The following is a 17,907-nucleotide window of genomic DNA, read 5'->3' as shown; positions in this document are numbered from 1 at the left end:
GGATACTGAACATGATGTCCAAAGAAAAAGACGAGCGCCGTGAAGCCGCCACGAATTTGCTTCAGTTAGAGGACGCTTCCTTTGCTCCCGCCATGGTCGACGTGCTTTTCTACATGCCTCGTTCAGCGCGCGGTGAAATGATCGGGATTCTGGAAGAGACCACCGGTCACAAAGCCGGAGATGCTTATTACGATTGGGTCGAATACATCGGGAAGCGATCGGAGCTGAAATCCCCGCCAGGCTATATCAAATTCAAAGTCGCCCTCCTGTCTTTAATCGATCCCCGATACAAACAAATCTTATACACCGGAGTCTTCTTGAAGATCAGGCCCGAAGAGATTGTTTGGGGAGGAGTCAAACTGGATGGGATCCCTCCGATCGAGGCTCCGAAATTTATAGAAGCAGCGGAGGCGAAGTTAAAAGACAATGAAAAAATATTTGGTGTGAGTTTGAAAGGGGAGGCGCGCGCTTATCCGCTTCGATATCTAAGCTGGCATGAGATGTTGAACGATCGGATCGCAGGAGAGCCGGTCACGCTCAGTTATTGAACGCTCTGCAATTCCGGAGTCGTGTACTCCGGCAAAACGGAAGATGGAGCGGAGTACACTTTTGGCACTTCCGGTTTGCTTTATCGAAGTAACAAGTTGATGTACGACCGCCAGACATTCACGCTGTGGGGAAATCTGACGGGAGAACCAGTTGTCGGGAAGATGGCAACAAGCGATGTCAAGCTTAAGGTCTTACCGATGACGCTCACCACCTGGAGTGAATGGCGGAAGATGCATCCGCAAACAAAGGTATTGCACCTGGACGATAAATTCGGAGAACAATGGAATTATCGCTACGAGCCGGGCCTTGCTGATCGCGCAAGAGCAGGTGTGAGATTCCCTGTCTGGCAGAAAAGCAAAGCGCTGGAAGACAAAGCCGAAGTCTACGCGCTGCGTGTTAACAACATTCCCAAAGCTTATCCGATCAAACAGCTCATGGCGAAACGGATTGTGAATGATAAGGTCGGTGAAACACCGATCGTGCTTGTTGTGGATCCGGAAAGCGAAGCTGTCAGAGCATACAATCGGGCTGGGCACTTATTCACCGCAGATCTGAAAGATGAGACCGGTAGAAAGTGGGTGCTGAGTGAAGAAGCGCTGGTGTCAGGCGAAGAAAAATTGCCACGCATACCGGGTCATCTCTCCCTATGGTTCGCCTGGTTCGGGTTTTTCCCCCAAACCGAGATTTACCAATAATTACAACTTCTTCCACATCAACACGGCAGACGAAGGGCACAACTCCGTAAATTGCCGGTTTTTCCGAACCGATTCCGGAGCGTCGTCACGATCTTTCCGCTGAAATCCGATCTTATCGAAAAACTTTGCAGATGTTGTCGTTAACAAGAATATTTCTTGCACGCCCTGCTTGTTTGCGTGCTGCAGCAGTTCTTCACAAAGATGTTGAGCGACGCCGCGATTCCTCTGCGATGGGTCCACTGCAAGTGAGCGAAGCAATGGACCCTTCAACTCCATACCAACGCAACCCACAACAGAGTCTGTCTCTTTTGCGACGATGAAGTGATCCAAATGCGCGTCAACGTCGTTCGAAGGAAGTTCGCACACCGTCAGCAAACGAACGATCGATTGCAGATCATCCGTTGTCGCTGATTCATAAGTCATGCGATAGCTCCCTTTGTTGCAACGATTCGCGCGCTCCAGATCTTCCCGGCAACATAATGATCCACCACGTAGCGGTAGAAACCATTCAAGAGCGGTTGCCCGAATAGTTTTGCTCCTTCAATCAACGCGTAAAGCTCATCGCGATCATAGGTTATTCGTTCCGTAACGCGCGCATCACCGAACCCCGCCTGTCTCATCGCTTCCAGGTATTTCGATTCTGAGATCGCTCCCGCTATGCACGCGCAATGCAAAGCTGAAGATCGAGAAAGGGGCCAGGGCATATGCTCCACCACTATGTCACTGATCGATACCTTTCCTCCAGGTTTCAAGACTCGATAAGCTTCTTGAAAAACGCGAAGCTTGTTCGGTGAAAGATTGATTACACAGTTGGAAACGATCCAGTCCGCAACGCCGCTTTCCACAGGTATGTTTTCCGCGTCCCCTAACCGGAACTCTACATTAGACAACCCTGCTTTCTGCGCATTGGTCCGCGCCTTTTCAATCATGACGGGAGTCATGTCGATTCCAATGACTCGCCCGTTGCGCCCCACTTTTTGCCCGGCGAGTAAACAATCGATTCCGGCTCCACTGCCGATATCAACAACCGTCTCGCCCGGTAAAACACCCGCAAAAGCTACTGGGTTCCCGCATCCAAAACTGTTTGCAATCGCATCAGCCGGTAGTGAAATCAACTGTTCTTGCGTATAACCTGCAGCGGAAACCGCTCTACCTTCCGGTAATTGGGCTTCCACGCCGCAGCACGAAGTCTTCGTTCCACAACAGGAATCACCACCGGTGACAGCCGCCGTGTAGCGCTCCCGCACCTGTTCTTTGATCCTTTCTTCTGTCCGTTCCATTTTCCATTTCCTCCTAATACTTGTACCGTACAAGTAATTAACGAAAAAAATTACTTTTTAGTTCTTGCGAGTGCTTCGACCGGAATAAAATTCTGTGATTCGACCGAGCACTCGTTGAGCACTTTTGTCAACCGCTGGAGCACCTGAGGCAAAACCTTACGCACCTCTCCCGGAAAATCCTCAAGCGCTTGATTCACGATCGTTACCAGGTCTCCTTGAATGCGCGAAATGAGCCGCGATCCTGCATCGGTGATTTCGATCTCGCGAATGCGCGCATCTTCCGGCTTCTTCGTTCGAATCGCGAGCTTCTTCCGCACAAGCTGATCCACCAGCCGCGTGGTCGAAGACAGATCCAAGCCGAGGCGCAGCGCAAGATCCGAAGAGGGCATTTTTCCGTATTGATGCAGCTCCTGAAGAGCGTAACATTGCGACACGGTCAGACCGTAACAACACACTTCTTCCCGGTTCCGGAATTGATACCGCCGCGCAAGATCCGACAACGCCCGGTAAATCTGCACCCCATTATTTACTTGCATCGTACAACTATATTATATTCCTCTGCATAATTTGTCAAGCAGCAAAAGTAGCGCGGGCGTCTCGCCTGCGTTAACTGGTTACAGCGCCATAAATAGACAACGCCACCGCGATCAAAGCTTCTCCGGCAATCAATCCTGAAGCCAACGGTATCCTGTATTCATCTTCCTGCTTCGGAGAAGTTTTGGACCAGATAAATTGCGCCAGGCCGCCCAGCATGAAGGGCATTAATACATCCGCCGGGATCAGCATCCCGATACCCATGGCTGACGGTGACGGAACATTTTGTCCGAACTTTTCGGCAAGAAAGGTTAGGATGATTCCGGCTACGACGCCAAACAGTAAACCAATCAGACATCCTGGCGGCAGCGCATTAAGGCCCTGCGTTAACAATTCAGCGAACCCTGCCCACTTTACAGAGATCGGCGAGGAGAGTCCATCCGCCCCAACACCAAACTTCGCGCGCAATACGGGATAAATGAAAGCGGTTGCAGCCGCCCCAATGGGAGCCGCAATCAACTGCGCATAGGTTAACAACCTGTTGTTCGAACCCACAATTGCGCCCGCTCTGTAATCCTGCATCAGCGCTTCTGATTGAACGGCAATCGTGCCCGTTAACCCGCTGGAAGACATGTTGACCGCAACATTGCCGGGAGAGATCACAGCGAATATCGCCTGCATCATATTGGACATTGCGCTGATCGGGCCCCAGTTCGTCTCTCCCAGAACGCGAAGTCCAACCAGCATCAAAGGCAAGGAAAGGATGATGGAAAGCAGACTTACCCAGAGCGGAATTCCCAGGCTGAAATATTGAGTGACACACAGAATGGCCGTCAGCAAGATCGATCCGATCACAACCCAGCGAATCGGAAAATCGCGATCGCTGACTTTAGCGCCGCGAAGGGTCTTAAATGTTTTTACGATGAGATGCCATTTTAGAAAGAGAGAGGTCAATCCACCCGCAACCATAAGTCCGGTTGCAGGCCACATCACCCACCGGAGGGTTTCCGGAAAAGTCTTTGCTGGAATGAGCCCGCTGGAAAAGAGAAATTGTGGAAGGAGGAACCAGCTGGTGATCATTCCAATTGCCATCGCGAGACAGATCCGCCAGCCCACAAGCAATCCCGATCCGAACGAAAGCAAGCTCCAGCTGAAACCCACGCGCATCGCCTGCATCCCGGCACCAAAATAGATTGTGTCTCTGAACAACTTCCAAGCACTTACGATCAGCATCAACGCAGCCGAAGCGATGCCGCCAAGAGTCAGCGCCATTGTTGGGCCGCGTGCCCCCTTCTCTTTCGTCTCATGCAAAACTGCTATCGTTTCGCCTGCTGCCAGACCGTCAGCATACGTGAGATTCTCTTCGTCGATGTAGTGTTGTCGCATCGGAACAGCCAGCAGCACGCCTAACAAACTGGCGCTGCATAACCAGAAAAAGATTTGTGCTGTGTCCAAATGAATCGGTGGATTGAAAACGCCACGCTCGTTGAGCATGTCGAAGGCAGCGAGCAAAACGCACATGAAGGCTGTCTGTCCTGCGCTGGTTCCCATCGTTTGCACGATGTTGTTTTCGCGCGGATTCGTGTCGCGCGCTCGCAAGATCAAAACCAGCGCGATGAACCCGAAAAACGCAGCCACCACGGAAATATTTGGACCGAATCCCAGTTTCAAAACGATATATGGATACGCCAGCCCGGTGATGATTGCTACGACAGCGCCCACTACAACAGAGCGCAAACTGAATTCAGTGCCCTTGGATAGACTCGGAGAATCATTGGTCATGCGCTTCTCTCCTTATTCGCTGAAAAGTAGCGCGGGTGTCTCACCTGCGAAGCTGCGCAGACGTGACGTCCGCGCTACTTTGTTCTGTTTAGGTTACACGAATCCTATCGACCTTTATAGGGCGTTATAATTTGAAGGGAGGTTTCAACATGTCAGACGCGAATCCAGACAATTTTGATTCTGCAAAGGCGAATGCATTTGCGGAACGATTCATGTCAGTTTTAAATGATGCCGCGCTGTGTTTAATGGTTTCCATCGGCCATCGAACCGGTCTCTTTGAGGGGATGAGTAAAAGTGGTGGTGGGACATCCCAGGAAATCGCCGCGCAATCGGGCTTGAACGAGCGTTACGTTCGAGAGTGGCTCGGTGCGATGGTTACCGGTGGAATTATCGAAGCGGATCCGGAAACAAAAACATTTCAACTGCCGCCTGAGCACAGCGCTTTCCTGACTCCCGCTGCGGGAGCCGATAATCTTGCAGTTTTCGCGCAATACATTCCTTTACTGGGAAACGTTGAAGATGACATTTTGGAATGTTTTAAGAATGGTGGTGGCGTGCCGTACGAGAAATATCCTCGATTCCACTCGGTGATGGCTGAAGATAGCGGGCAATCGGTTCTTTCTTCTCTGGAGTCGCATATTTTGCCCCTGGTTCCCGGATTGCGTGACAGACTTCTCGCAGGAGTGCGATTTTTGGATGTCGGTTGCGGGCGTGGAAAAGTCATTAACCGCCTTGCCGCACTTTTTCCATCCAGCCAATTTACGGGAATGGATCTTTCTGTAGAAGCAACAACGTACGCGCGTGAAGAAGCTGAGAACGCAGGTTTGAAAAACACGGAGTTCATCGCGCGCGATCTCAGCGATTTTGATCAAACGGCGGAACCGGAATCCTACGATGTGGTTACCACGTTCGATGCGGTGCATGATCAATCGCGCCCGTTCAATGTTTTGAAAGGAATCCACAGAACACTTAAACCGGATGGCACTTATGTGATGCAAGACATTCGGGCGTCCAGCGAAATTCACAAAAATATAGGACACCCGATCGGAACCTTTTTGTATACCGTATCCTGTTTGCATTGCATGACTGTTTCGCTTGCTCAGGGCGGCGAAGGTCTTGGCGCGATGTGGGGTGAGGAAAAAACGCGCGAGTACGTCACGCGCGCCGGCTTCCGTTCTGTTGAAACGCATCAACTGGCTCACGACATCCAGAATAACTGGTACATCATCCGGAAATAATGGTTCCTGATGTTTGACGCAACTATCGTCTTGCTTACCTGCAATGGCGAAAAGTTTCTGGCGCAGGTGCTGGAGATGCTTCGCCGCCAGAAGCTTCCCCCGAAAGAGATTCTGGCAATCGATTCTGGTTCCATCGACTCCACGTTGAAAGTTCTTGAAACAAATGGAATTCCTGTAAAACAGATTTCGCAGAGCGAATTCAGCCATTCGGGAACGCGAAATCTTGCAGCGAGAATGTCCTCCACGCGTTATCTGGTGTTTCTGACTCAAGACGCCACGCCTGCGGATAACTGCTGGCTGGAATGCCTGTTGCGGCCTTTTCAGGAGTATCCAGATGTTGCAGGTGTTTTCAGCAGACAGGTTGCAAGACCTGATGCCGATCCATTGGAGAAAAATGACATTGGTCTGGATTTTCCGTCAAGCCGGGCCATCAAAAACATCGCGCCGGAAACTCCTTTCGATCGCAAAAACATCTGGCACTCGATCAAATTCTCCAATTCAAGCAGCGCATACGATCTGCAGATTCTATTAAAACATCCGTTTGACGAGCGTTTATCCATTGTAGAGGACCAGGAGTGGGCCAAAAGAATGCTTGAGCAAGGCTACACAATCGTTTACGAGCCGGATTCGGTTGTGCTTCACTCGCATTCGCACACGATCGCGCAGAAATTTAAGCGACAGCGCGAGATGGGTTCCGCTTTTTCCAGCTTCCTGCAGTCCCGCCTGGGCAAACGCTCTATCGCATTAGAAACGGGCGCATGGCTCGGTCATGTTTATCTGGATGTTAAGTTTTGTCTTCGTTCGAATATAAGTTTTTGGAGCAAGTGCAAATGGCTTTCTCTATCACCGCTGCATCGAGCGGTCATTCATTACGGTTTTCACAAAGGTTGGAATAAAGTTCAACCGAATCAGCAACTTCAAGCGGTTCATTCTCGTCCGGAGGTATGACGAAAGTTTTCTAAGTCGGCCCCTCAGGATTTGCTTAAAGCGGAGCGTCTTCTGTAAGAATAATATGCTGTTTATCAGGCAGGGCATTCACAAGGAGCTCGTTCGCAGAAGAACAGAGGTCGAGTTCAGATTTCTTGAACGTGGGAACTCTGTCTCTGTAACTCAAATTAGGATTGTAATATGGATCCCCGGAAGTTAAATATCGTAGCCACTTTGTATTTGCAAGAAGAAAATCATCTTTAGGTGTAACCTTTTGCGTGGTTACACCTTCATGGTGTATCATCCGCGCATGCGGCGTAAAAAGGACCCTGTATCCTGCCTCTCTGACCCTAAGACAGAGATCAACATCACTGTAATTGAACTGAAACATTTCATCGAATCCATTCACTTTTTCAAATATGTCGCGTCTGATCAATAAACATGCTCCAGTAACCGCAGACAAATTACGGTACCAGGAATCAGATCCAAACAATGTACTAATGCTATCTTTTGATTGCCGGAAAAGGTTAGCCGCCATCCCTCCCAGACCTACAATAACTCCGGCGTGTTGAACCTTGCCGTCCGGATAGATTAGCTTCGGGCCCACGATTGCAATTTCCGGGATTTCAAACCATTGAACCATGGATGATAGCCAGTCCGAATGGATGACTTCGGTATCGTTATTCAGAAAAAGTAAAAAGTCTCCATTGACATTTCTGGCGCCAAGGTTACACGCCTTACTGAAATTGAAGGGCGTCTCCAACTTAATAACTCGAACCCGATGAGATTTCAAAAGGATTTCGTAGTAGATCCATGTCTCTTTGTTCAAACTTCCAGTATCTACGATAACAATCTCATAATCCCGGTATTCGGTTAAATTCATAAGGCTTTCGAGACATCTTTTTATGAAATACAGTTGATCTTTGGAAGGAACGATGATGGAGACCTTCTTTTGTTTCGATGTCCATGTCGATAACGGATGGTTCTGAAAAACATTGTGAGTTGGATCGAACTTTACCGCTGGGTTCTGTAGACCACGCCGCCTCAGGTGGTTTGTTATCGCAGCAATTTGAGATTTTTTTGCATAGGGTTTGTTGTTAACATTGACTGCTGTGGAGTGAGGTGTCATCCTCCAGTGATAAAGAACTTGTGGAATATGAAAAACCTTTGAGGTCTTTTCTATGATTCGGAGGTAAAGATCCCAATCCTGGGCTCCATCCATTTCCTCTTTCAAATAGCCGACTTCGTTCAGGAGCGTTCGTCGAAAAACAGAAAGCTGGTTCATGAGATTGCAGCACAACATCATTTCCGGAGACCAATCTGGCTTGAACAGTGGTTGGCAACGCTGCCCATGTACGTCCAACTTATCAGCATCAGAGTACAGGAAGTCAATTTCGGGATTCTTGTGAATTACATTCGCTACTTCATATAATGCATGTTTTGCCAACGTGTCATCGTGGTCCAGCATAACAATGAATTCTCCGGAAGCTTGTTCCAAGGCAACATTCGTGTTGCCGGAAATTCCTTGGTTCCCATTTAATCTGTGTATTCGAATACGATTGTCATTTTTGGATTCTTCTTTCAGATAGGTCCAGATAGCGTCCGTTTCGCTGGCATCAACGATATTCCAGAACCAGTTGCCGTACGTTTGATTTAGAACCGACCGGACAGTTTCCTGAAAGATCGAAAGTGGCGGTGAATACACAGCAGTTACGAGATTTAAAACCGGCGGATTATGCCATTGGAGCCATTCTTGGGATTGTCGGTTTAGTTCCTCATTATCAGGCTCAAAGCTCTTCTGAAAAATCTCGTACTCGATATCGTTAAAGAGCGGAGTTTTTAAGGATTTCGAGGAACCATACAATATCCGCTTTCCCAATTTGTAAATTCTATAAGCTGGATGCTTTAAGAAAAGGTCCAGATATTCCTGCAAATTCTGATTTCTATCCTGAAGGGCCAGGACACTTTGTCGATAATCGCTACTTGTCTTTTGCTCTTCACGCAGCCGATCTTGCAGACCCTTCAACTTTATTAGAAGATGGTTGTTCTGTTGATCCAGCGATGCGATTTTTCTATCCTTCTCTTCAATCGCATCCCATATTGCAGTCGTCAGCGCCAGTGCCTTCACGACGAAACTGTCCGCCTGTTGTGCCAGATCCGGCATTCTTAATTTCTCAAGTTGTTGGCGCATTTCCGAGGATGGAGGACTCTTTAAGCACACGAAGAAGACACGGTAAGCAGGGGATTCGTGACTTAGAGATTCGAAATACTCATTGAAGATTTGATTGAAAAGCCCACGAGCGACGTCGATTTCTGAAAACTGCAACATCAGAAAGTTTGAAAGCTGAAGGAGTAGCCAGGAATGAACGTTTGCGTTTTGGTATTCATAGATCTCCGGAAAAAACGTTTTCAGCGAGTCAAAAATTTCTTGTCGATCCGGAAGTTGATGCTCAATATGTTCAGCTACGTAAGAAGATGTATTTCCGGTGAGCTTTTGAATCGCTTGCGAAAAAGTTTGATCGGCCTGGTTTGTGAGGGCAGTTTTCATTGGAAAGGCTAAAATTACAGCATTTCGTGAAACTCTCTGGAGCTGTTGTATGAAAGGAGCCCTTTCCCGTTCTGGAAGGTGCTCCAACACGTCGATGCTTGCCACAATTTCAAACGATTGATCTGGAAACGGCAGGTGCAGTCCCGATCCACGTACGGTAATATGATCTGCTGTAACTACGTCCAAGTTAATGATGGGATAACCTGGGAGAAGTTGTCGCAAAGGGCTGAAAGCGGCCCCTACTTCCAAGATATTTGAGAGTTTGCCGTTAGTCAGCAGATCGATGATCTTGCCCAAAAGTTTGTAGCGCTGGAATTGATCAAAAACGATGTTCGACGTGGCCTCATTCATGGAAACTTTCATAATTTTAGCACGGTGAGTTGGACAGATTTCTATTTTCCTCGATAATGCGGCTGATGATGCACTCCTTCCTATTACGATGCGGAGCAATATCGTGCATCATGGTTACCGGAATACTGGTTGGGCTGGCGAATCTTGACAACAACTACGATGATGCCTTCATTACTTTTCGCTACGCGTACAATTTCGCAACAGATAAAGGCTTTGTCTATAACGAGGATGAACACGTACTGGGAATAACCGCGCCATTGTTCGGATTGCTTCTTGGCGTCTTGGGGATGATCTTTGGTCCGGATTCCATACCTTTGTGTGCCGGAGTTGTTTCAAGCCTCTCACATCTTGCAGCGGGACTTGCTTTATTCCAATACGGAAGCTCGCATCGCGAGCCATTGTGTGGCTTTTTTGCGGGACTCTTGTACGTCTGCAATCCTTTTTTGACGCTAAGCTTTGGCGGAGAAATGCCATTTGTGACCGCTTTGATCTTATGGGCCTTTGTGAGCTATAGTCTCCGGCACACATTGCTGTCCTCTTTCCTGCTGTCGCTCGCCATTTTGGCAAGGCCGGATTCTATATTGGCTGCAGCGGTTCTTAGTGTCCATTTCGTGATTACAAAGCGCAGATTTCCGCTGCGCGAGTTTGTGTTAATGTTATGCGTGACTGCTCCGTTTCTAGTCGCAGCTTTGGTCTATTACAAGGCTTTATTTCCGGCAACACTGGCGGCCAAACTCGCTCAAGGTAGGAGCGGACTTTGGGCAAGATTACCTTCGGAAGCTTTGTTCTGGTTGAAGGATTTTACAGTTTTCGGCCGAACAATCATTTTGCCGGACTTACCTCCTGGTGGACGTTTCGTCGTATATCTGACAGCAGGTGGGGCATTCATGTTTTGGCGCTTTCGCTTCTGGCTCCCCATCCTATCCTGGATCTATTGTTTCTTGTTAGGCTATTTGTGTTTGGGTGTTCCTTTTTACCATTGGTATCTGGTCCCAATTGTGTTAGCAAACATCATCTTTGTTTCCTGCATTGCAGCCGGTATGACATATATTTTTCAGAATGCTTTGGGTCGCATGACTTCAGGTCTTCGCTTCGCGGCAGGAGTGGTGTTAGTGCTTCTGTGGTTCTCACCGGTATATTCGAAACTTCAAGAGTCATTGCAAAGTTCAACCGAAGACGCGACCGAAGTCATGTACGAGAAAGCAGGGAAATGGTTTCGAATGAATACACTTGAGAATGCTTCAATCGGGTATTTGGAGATCGGTTTGTTGGGATACTATTCGCATCGCAGGATCGTGGATCCTCTTGGCCTTTTGGATCCTGCCATCCCGCCGCATCTGATCAAAGGGGATTTTGGATGGGCTTATCGGAAATATAGGCCTGACTTCATTCTCCACACGGATCGGTTCCGTGGTCCGTTTGAGGCAATGTTGTTAGAAAGATGGTTTATCGAAAGCTATCAGAGTATTGCCAAAATAGAACAGTCAGGAACCCGCCCGTTGATCATTTACAAACGAATTCCTTCTAAAAATGAGTTAAATATCCGATGATCTTCCATAGTTCTCCAACTTGTTTCTACGAACGGATGTCGCAGTCAACAAAGTATAATGTGGATTAATATTGGACCGAATTTGGACGGTATTCATGTTACCCGTAAGCCAAGTATCTCGGTTTTTTTCCCGGCATATAACGATGGAGGGACCATCGGAAGTATGGTTTTGATCGCTCTAGCGACCGTGCGAGAGCTTACGGACGAATATGAAGTTGTAGTAGTAAATGACGGCAGTACGGATTATACTGCCGCGGTATTGAAGGAGCTGCAAAGAAATCATCCCTCTGTAAAAATCATTCACCATGATCAGAACCGGGGCTATGGCGCCACATTGATTACTGGGTTTTCAAATTGCACGAAGGAAACGATCTTTTATACGGATGGAGATGCTCAATATGACGTCCGGGAACTTTCATTGTTATTTGCCAACTTAAAGGAAGGTGTCGATTGGGTTAACGGATACAAGATTTCCAGAAGTGATCCTTTGCACCGGAAAATCATAGGGCGGATTTACCACTGGATTGCCAGTATTTTCTTTCGTTTGAACTTAAGGGATGTCGATTGCGATTTCCGTCTGATGCGACGCGAAATGTTTGACCGTGTGCAATTGAAGTCCCAGGATGGCGTCATCTGCGTGGAAATGATTAAGAAATTTCAAGACGCGGGATTTCATGTTGTGGAGGTTCCTGTCCACCACTTCTTTCGTGCGTATGGAAAATCACAATTTTTTAATTTCAGACGAATACTTCGGATTATGGTGCATCTGACGAGACTTTGGTGGGAGCTCATGATAAGGAAAAGCCATCGGAGATAATTCCATCAGACAATCCACAAGATGGACTTGAGCCACCACGGAAATTGACCGTGCAAGAAAACCTCAGAAGAGACTCCGATAGAAAGCTACTGCTTATTGCTTTATTGCTAATCACCATCTTCCTTGTGCTTTTTCGTAACAAACCGTTTCACATCGATGATGTGTATTTCCTGGAAATAGCTGAAAACATCCTGAAGCGTCCCATGGATCCATTTCATGGCGCCACCACTTTAGTGAATGATGATTTCCGCGTTTTTAGAAACGTTGGAAAAACTCCCAATACCTTTGAGGCTATGTCACACCCGCCTCTGGTTGGTTATGTTCAGGCGGCTGCCGTCAGGCTTTCCGGCGGATTTCAAGAGAGCTCACTCCATCTTACCTTCATGATTTTCCCTTTACTTTGCGTCCTCTCGACTTATTGCCTGGCCAAACGATTTACGGATTATCCTTTTGCCTCCACGCTTTTGTTTGTAACATCACCTTTATTTCTTGTAAATGCAACCAGCGTGATGACCGATATTCCGATGCTTGGACTGGGACTCACGGGATTTTCCTTTTTTATTTATGGCATTGATCGTCGAAGGATTCTCTGGTTAATACTTGCTGGCATTTTCACGGGCTTGGCGATCCTAACAAGGTACGTCGCCGTAGGGCTTATCCTGCTTTATCTTAGTTACATTCTTTTTCAAAGGAAGAGTCTCACACAGCTCTTGTGGTTGCTCGGACCAACGACTCTGATAGTAGGCTTGTGGTTGCTAGAGAACTGGCTCCATCACGGAACCCTCCATTTGCTTGCCAGCAGCAAGCACTATGCTCATTTTTACAAAGACTTGAGCTTCGCGCCTGCGATTTTGCTTCAAAAATTGGTTTCCGGATTGGCTGCAATCGGCGGCGGCGGTGTTTTTGCTTTTTTCTATTTGCTCTTCGGTTTACCAAATAGGAAGAGAGTAGTTATTTGGTTCATAGCGGGGGTTACCTTATCGATTGTGGTCCTGATCCTTCGCCCATTCGATCTCTCGATTTTGAGTGAATATTCCTCTTGGCAAACGGGACTGCTATTTCTTTTCTTCAGCATCGGTTCATCTTTTTTATTCTTAACCTTTCCCCGAGAAAATGAGTCCCATGACAAATCCTTCTTACTAGTTTGGTTATTCGGTGCAATAATAACGTCCATTCTCATGCTTCCTTTCGGAACGGGTAGGTATATGCTTCCTGCGCTTCTGCCTCTTATCTTTGTCTTGATATCGGGAAATAAGTTAGTGAACAAAGTGGCTGCGACCGCTGTGGTTTCACTTACTTTAAGCTTGTCCATCCTACTAACCATTGCAGATTATCAGCATGCTCTCGCATACAAGAGTTTCGCGCACGAGATAAAGAGCTTGTATCCGGGAGCAAAGATCTGGTTTGTCGGAGATTGGGGCTTCCGCTACTACATGAATCGAAACGGATGTCGATATCTGTTGTCAACCGATGATTCACCAACCAGAGAAAATCTGATCGTGAAGGCTGAAATCGCGGGGCTTCACAATTTCTCGTCTTCGTTGCGTGAACGCTGTTCACTTGTGAGAACGATTGAAATATCAAACAAATTCCCTGTGAGGTTGATGAACGTCGAGGCAAGGACAGGTTTTTATGCCCATGGATTCGGGTTTCTACCTTTCGGTTTTTCGCAAGCTCCCATGGAACGGTTCACCATTTATCGAGTCGATCGGTTGCGCTAAAAATGCATTGGATACTTCTGGCATTGTTTGTCATTCTTCTTCTAAGAACATTTCGAGTCGTGAGGCCAACCGAACGCGGGTTGATTTTGCGCCTTGGCAAATCTACCAAGAGAGTAGTAGGACCCGGGCTGATCGCAATTCTGCCATTTGTTGACCGAATTCGTCGAGTATCCATTGAACCTTTGTCATTGTCACTGCCGATTCAGTCGGCGATTACGCGAGATGAAATTCCGATTCAGCTACAAGCGTCCTTAGATGCTGAGGTGAAGAATCCACGACTTGCTTTGATTGGAGCTAGAGACTGGAGAGTGCATTTAATCTCGCAGCTTCAACTACTGATGAAAGAGCGGTTGGAAGAGCTCGATTTTGATCATCTTGATTCATCATTTCCTAAATGGATTCAGTCGATTCGCAGAGAGATCGATGCGGCTGCCAATGTCCTTGGAGTTCAAATCACCGGGCTCTCAATTTCAAATCTATCGCCACGCAGTCGTCCCGAATGAATTTAATTCAGAAGGTAACCGTTCGAAATCCGGTTGCTCTGGTGTTGTTGATCAGCGGATCCACTGGATTCCTTATCGGAAGTCTCCAGCATGGAACCTGGCAGCTTGCTGTGGAAAGCGCTCAAGTTCTCGCCGGTGTGGTGGAATATCCGAAACACAATCCATTCTACATGCATCATACAAAGCTCTGGTCCCTTTTACATCAAATTTGTGTACCTTTCTTGCTAATTGGCGTGTCAGAACGGACTCTTTCATTCCTGTTCTCCGGGATTATGGGAATGCTTTCCTTTCAAGCTCTTTCGCTGACGGTCTGGGCGCTCTGCAACGACCTTCTTCTGTCACTGGCGTCTCCCTTCATGATTGTGTTCACGCATGCGACAAAATACTGCGCTATTTATCCCGTAGTTCTTATGGGAACCTCGAACACGCACGGAATGATTGGCCTTGCTCTCGTTCTGCTGATCATCGCGTTTATTGGTTCAGGCAAATTCAAACATTCAATGTTCCTGCTTGGTCTTCTTCCTTCTGTTCATCTTGCACTCGGTGCTCTTTCCTGGGCGGTGATCATTCTATGTGCTCTTCTCAGTGGTCCTCCTGTACGTGAGCAATTGGTCGCTGCGAAAAAGTATTTCTTCATTGGGTTGTCTATCACCGTAGCAAGTCTTGCCGTTCAGTTTTTATGGTCCTATGACCAACCATATCTTTCCATGAAAGAAGGTTCCCGGTATATTCACATTTTTGTGCGAAATTGGGACAGCCACCGAATTCCAATAGCTCTGAGTAATCCAGGATTATTGCTGAATTTTGTTACGTTTGGTGTGACGCTAATCTGGATACAGAAGCATCCAGATCAGCGAGGTAGTGCCCGACATTTTCCGCTTCTCGCGCTGGCCGTTGCCGCGGTTTTAGGCGGTTTTTTCGCTTTTGTATCCCGGATACCACCCGAGAAGTTGCCAGCTTTCCTAATTATCATGATGCCCGCGAGAATTCTGGAACTAAATGTGCTTGCAATCTCAGCATTATTAATCGGATTGAGTGCTCAAATGAAGAAATCGCTGTTGGGAGCGGGCCTTCTCGCAGCAGTTGCCGCTGTGGGATGGATATTATCAGGCTTACCGTTGCATGTGTTACTCGCCTTTGCTTTCGGGGTATGTATCTTGCCATTTGTGTCTTTCGAAAGAACTACCAGGGCAGCTACTGCGATTAGAACAATTGCGCTGCTCATACTTTTGATAATGACAATAAACCTGATTTCGAAGCCTGACCTTTTCCGGCAGGAGCCTGAAGAATGGAACAATTTCGCTCTTGTTGATGATCAGGTCCTTATGCAGGCTTCAAGGGGGAACGATCTTCTTCTTACTGCGTCAGATCTTCATCTCATTCAACTACGAACCAGACGTCCAGTCGTTTTGGACGGCGGTCAGCTGGATATCTTGCCATATACCTATGAGTCTGGACCGGAAATGACCCGCATTCTAAAGGAGGTTTATGGCGTGAGTTTTTCTGACCCGCCGCCGGAGGCAAAGCGCACAGCGAGAATTCGGGTCAACGCGCATCGGACATTATGGGAAAAGCGTGACAGAAAGAATTGGCAACAGCTGGCAGCGAAGTTTGGACCTACACAGGTGCTGACGTATCCCGATTGGAAGTTAGCTCTACCGGTTGTTGCTCAAAATCATAATTTCTTGCTATACCAAATTCCTGCGCCGTAGATCGGCGCACAAGAAATTGAGGTCTTTTTATCCATTCCGGCAACGTCAAAAAAATTGCATAAGAAAAGAAGCCGAACAGATATAAGTTTAGGATTTCATCAAATAAAAAATGGTTGACTGTTGGAAAATACCACCCCAACGGGGACTTGCTGCTAATCCAAAGTGTGGTGACAATTACTGCTAATGAAAAACTGGAAATCATTGATAATGCTTTCCGTTGACGGATCCATTCCAGCATTTGTGGAACCGTAAAAATCAAGAACATCAACCGGTAATCCCAATTATTCCATAATAGAAAGCTAATGATGTATATACTCGCTCCTATCCGGAAACTATCAAGAAAGTTCATACGGAGGCCATCAGGAGTTTTTCGTCGGGCTAACACGAGAGCGAAAACAACAATTGAAATCAGAGTGAGGGAAGAAAAAAGCGTTAAGTATCGATTCAGCCAGCCGTAACCTGATTGGATCGAAATATCATCCAACATTGTGAAGATTACCTGAGCACCATAGGATAAGTAAGTTAGTTTTACTGCGTTCTGCTGCATCAGCCGAATATCGGGATAGATCTGATAGAGATAAATTGCAAAGATAGAAAAGAGAACTGCAAAGATCCCTATAGCGCGCCTCTTTGGTTCTTTAAAACATGCAATCATTGCCGCTATCGGAAAAAGTTTCAGGAATCCGGCAGCTAAAAACAACAAGTACGGCACAAACCTGTACTTTCGGTTCTTACTCAAGTGAAGAATCCCAAGTGACAAAATCGAAAACATTATCAGATCAGTGTTTCCTGTTTCGATTCCGAGCATGATCGATGGTGAGCAAAGAATCGCACTGTAAAGAAACCCTTCCCCAAACGAAATCGGCCCGGTGACAAGAAATACGCAAAGAAAGAAGATCAGTCCACTGGCAATTCCGATATAAGTACTGTGACTCTGATCAATTCCCAACTTAGCAAGATGCAGCCAGATTCGGGGGTAATCCATCGGCAATTTGTTCGGCTCACACGGATTGGTGATCAATACGTCATAGCCTTTTCGTGTGCACTCCAGTGCGGAAGTTAAATGGTGCGTATCAAGAAACGCAGGTTTCGAAGTGGAAACCTTGAGATACTTCTCCCAGAATTCAGCGTGATTGATAAAGAACCCTGCGATATAGATGGAGAGGAAATAGAAAATCAGGGCAATTAGAATAACGATTCGCCCATCTTTTTTCGGAAGAATGTCCCCCTGCAACCTCAACCTTCCTGAAAAGTATACTATAGATATGATTGTACGCGGATAGCCCCGGGGATTTCGTGAAAACAAGGATTGGTAAAATAGCTCAACGGTACTGTCGTAACGGGAAAAAAAATCTCAAAGGAAGAGTAACAGGTTCCTTCGCTTTTGTAGCATCTGGTGTGAAGCCAATCCTACCCAACTATACAGCTACTAGAAAGTTTTCCCCCGCCTTCTAGAACCGTTGAATTTATGCAACAAGTTTTTGGTAGTTGTCAAGAAGAAATGGATGGTGTGGAACTTAAGAAGTCCTAACCTGGATTAACTTTAGCAGGAATTCCGGCACAAAATCGGCTCCATTTGGCCATGATAAGGTATGCAGTTCGGGATGCAGTTGGAAACTCGCAAAATAGGATGGATCCCTGAGCGGTTCAAAGACTTCACCAGTTAATTCGTTTTTCAGGTCTACTTCACCTTCGGTACCA

At 47.1% G+C, this 17,907-nt stretch carries 14 protein-coding genes and 1 pseudogene; 8 read left to right on the top strand and 7 right to left on the bottom strand.

Translation table 11 applies throughout. The features are described 5' to 3' along the window. Positions 1–137: 137 nt before the first annotated feature. Positions 138–1,244 (top strand): annotated as a pseudogene (locus L0156_16375) (DUF3179 domain-containing protein). Here L0156_16375 and arsN2 read toward each other — a convergent pair. From arsN2 to L0156_16355, 4 genes are all read right to left on the bottom strand, one after another. After that, positions 1,245–1,667: an arsenic resistance N-acetyltransferase ArsN2 gene (gene arsN2, locus L0156_16370; GenBank protein ID MCI0604563.1), complete on the bottom strand. Its 423-nt coding sequence runs from the start codon at positions 1,665–1,667 to the stop codon at positions 1,245–1,247. Continuing rightward, a complete protein-coding gene (gene arsM, locus L0156_16365; protein MCI0604562.1) occupies positions 1,664–2,524 on the bottom strand; it encodes an arsenite methyltransferase in 861 nt (286 codons plus the stop codon). The genes arsN2 and arsM overlap by 4 nt, the downstream gene beginning before the upstream one ends. 50 nt (positions 2,525–2,574) lie before the next feature. Beyond that, positions 2,575–3,060 carry a MarR family transcriptional regulator gene (locus tag L0156_16360; GenBank protein ID MCI0604561.1) on the bottom strand — a complete coding sequence of 162 codons (486 nt, stop codon included), beginning with the start codon at positions 3,058–3,060 and terminating at the stop codon, positions 2,575–2,577. A gap of 70 nt (positions 3,061–3,130) precedes the next feature. Then, positions 3,131–4,840, bottom strand: coding sequence for an OPT/YSL family transporter (locus tag L0156_16355; GenBank protein MCI0604560.1), 1,710 nt, complete (start codon positions 4,838–4,840; stop codon positions 3,131–3,133). A 212-nt stretch (positions 4,841–5,052) separates the two neighbouring features. On the opposite strand from L0156_16355, the gene L0156_16350 reads away from it, so the two are divergent. Next, positions 5,053–6,078, top strand: coding sequence for a class I SAM-dependent methyltransferase (locus tag L0156_16350; GenBank protein ID MCI0604559.1), 1,026 nt, complete (start codon positions 5,053–5,055; stop codon positions 6,076–6,078). A gap of 9 nt (positions 6,079–6,087) precedes the next feature. Then, entirely contained in the window at positions 6,088–7,026 is a 939-nt protein-coding gene (locus L0156_16345) for a glycosyltransferase (protein MCI0604558.1), read from the top strand. Positions 7,027–7,060: 34 nt separating this feature from the next. Here the strand turns inward: L0156_16345 and L0156_16340 are convergent, their stop codons facing one another. Continuing rightward, positions 7,061–9,916, bottom strand: a complete 2,856-nt coding sequence (locus tag L0156_16340) for a glycosyltransferase (GenBank protein ID MCI0604557.1) — start codon at positions 9,914–9,916, stop codon at positions 7,061–7,063. A gap of 98 nt (positions 9,917–10,014) precedes the next feature. Here L0156_16340 and L0156_16335 point away from each other — a divergent pair, with 98 nt between their 5' ends. The 5 genes from L0156_16335 to L0156_16315 all read left to right on the top strand — a co-directional run bounded on the left by L0156_16335 (position 10,015) and on the right by L0156_16315 (position 16,206). Continuing rightward, a complete protein-coding gene (locus tag L0156_16335; protein MCI0604556.1) occupies positions 10,015–11,454 on the top strand; it encodes a hypothetical protein in 1,440 nt (479 codons plus the stop codon). Positions 11,455–11,535: 81 nt separating this feature from the next. Further along, entirely contained in the window at positions 11,536–12,270 is a 735-nt protein-coding gene (locus L0156_16330) for a glycosyltransferase family 2 protein (protein ID MCI0604555.1), read from the top strand. Between the two features lie 50 nt (positions 12,271–12,320). Further along, the gene (locus L0156_16325) at positions 12,321–13,991 is read left to right on the top strand and encodes a glycosyltransferase family 39 protein (GenBank protein MCI0604554.1); all 1,671 of its coding nucleotides are present in this window, start codon (positions 12,321–12,323) and stop codon (positions 13,989–13,991) included. Positions 13,992–13,993: 2 nt separating this feature from the next. Continuing rightward, a complete protein-coding gene (locus tag L0156_16320) occupies positions 13,994–14,494 on the top strand; it encodes an SPFH domain-containing protein (protein ID MCI0604553.1) in 501 nt (166 codons plus the stop codon). Beyond that, positions 14,491–16,206, top strand: a complete 1,716-nt coding sequence (locus tag L0156_16315; GenBank protein MCI0604552.1) for a hypothetical protein — start codon at positions 14,491–14,493, stop codon at positions 16,204–16,206. Before L0156_16320 ends, L0156_16315 begins: the two co-directional genes overlap by 4 nt. On the opposite strand, the gene L0156_16310 is transcribed toward L0156_16315, so the two are convergent. Next, positions 16,112–17,440 (bottom strand): hypothetical protein, encoded by a 1,329-nt coding sequence (locus L0156_16310; GenBank protein ID MCI0604551.1) that lies wholly within the window; start codon positions 17,438–17,440, stop codon positions 16,112–16,114. The genes L0156_16315 and L0156_16310 overlap by 95 nt on opposite strands. A 283-nt stretch (positions 17,441–17,723) precedes the next feature. Further along, on the bottom strand, positions 17,724–17,907 hold a 184-nt coding region (locus tag L0156_16305), incomplete at its 5' end, for a DUF2442 domain-containing protein (protein MCI0604550.1).

The sequence above is a fragment of the bacterium genome, from assembly GCA_022616075.1.
GTDB lineage: Bacteria > Acidobacteriota > HRBIN11 > JAKEFK01 > JAKEFK01 > JAKEFK01.
This window is presented reverse-complemented; position numbering and strand designations above follow the sequence as displayed.